Here is a 1,566-nt window from a genome sequence, read left to right on the forward strand (position 1 = left end):
CCCTGCGTGTCAGGCTGAGTTGAGTCCAACGGTTCACAGCAATCCCGCCTGCAGGGCGAGATACGGATCAACCCGACAATGACAATTTCCAGCCTGGCCGTCGCCGGGGACAATGCTCACATGGAGTGTTCCCACCCACGTTCCGACGGACCACGCCGACGCTCATTCGCCCCGGCGGACAAGCTCGCGCACCTGGCCGCCTACGAGCAGGCCTGCCAGACGAACGAAGGCGGCGCCTACCTGCGCCGCGAGGGCCTCTACTCCTCCCTCATCACTGAGTGGCGCAAGCAACGCGACGCCGGCGTCCTCGACGGCAAACCCGCCGGCGCGAAGGTCGGCAAGCTGACAGCCGAGCAGGCCGAGATCGCTCGCCTCAAGCGGGAGCTCACTCGTACGAACAAGCGACTGGCCACCACCGAAGCCGCCCTGGACATCATGGGAAAAGCGCATGCTCTCTTGGAATCGCTCTCCGAGAGAGCGGATGTGGACGACAAGCCAACCAAGCGCTGACCGCAGCATGGACCGAACTGACCGACGTCGGGATGTCGACGAGAACAGCAAGCGCAGTGACCGGTGTAGTCCGGTCGACCGCGGTCCGGCGTCGCGCCGCAGCCGCCGCACCGACACCTTCCGCTCCAGCGCGACCTACGCATCCGCCGGCGAACAAGCTCACCCCGATCGAACGCCGCCGCATCCTCGACACACTCAACAGTGACCGGTTCGTCGATCAGGCGCCGCTCGAGGTGTACGCGCAACTCCTCGACGAGGGTGTCTACCTGTGTTCGGTGTCGACGATGTACCGCGTCCTGCGGGAGAACGCGCAGGTCAGTGAACGCCGCAGGCTCGCCCGGCACCCGGCGAGAACCTGCCCGGAGCTGGTCGCGACCGCCCCGCGGCAGGTGTACTCGTGGGACATCACGAAGCTCGCCGGGCCGGACAAGGGCCGCTACTACGACGCCTACGTGATGATCGACATCTACTCGCGGTACATCGTCGGTGTGCACGTCCACGCACACGAATCGGGTGTGCTGGCACGGGAGTTGATGGAGCAGATCTTCGCGGTGCACGGCATTCCGCAGGTCGTGCACGCCGACCGCGGCACGTCGATGACCAGCAAGTCCGTCGCGTCACTGCTGTCGGACCTCGAGGTCACCCGCTCGCATTCGCGGCCGCGGGTCTCGAACGACAACCCGTATTCGGAGGCGGTGTTCAAGACCCTCAAGTATGGACCGGAGTTCCCCGAACGGTTCGGCTCACTGAGTGAGGCAAGGGAATTCATGATGCAGTTCACCGAGTGGTACAACCACGAGCATCGCCACACCGGCATCGGGCTACACACTGCCGCCGACGTCCACTTCGGTTTGGCGGCGGCGAAGGCCGCCGAACGTCGGCAGGTACTCGAGGCGGCACGGGCCAGGCATCCGTACCGCTTCGGCACTACGACAGCGCCGAAGATCCTCGACCTCCCCGACACCGTCTGGATCAACCGCCCCGCCGACGATTCTGCCGAGGCCGAAACGTCAGCCGCTTAACACCCGATGGACTCAACTCCCTTGACAAGTTCCG

1 pseudogene is annotated in these 1,566 nt (G+C 65.2%); it reads left to right on the forward strand.

The annotated features are described in order from the left end of the window. Positions 1-120: 120 nt before the first annotated feature. Positions 121-1,532, forward strand: a pseudogene (locus ACH49N_RS38915) (IS3 family transposase). Positions 1,533-1,566 lie beyond the last annotated feature (34 nt).

This window comes from Rhodococcus sp. NPDC019647 (assembly GCF_044389235.1).
Classification (GTDB): Bacteria; Actinomycetota; Actinomycetes; order Mycobacteriales; family Mycobacteriaceae; genus Rhodococcus_F; species Rhodococcus_F oxybenzonivorans.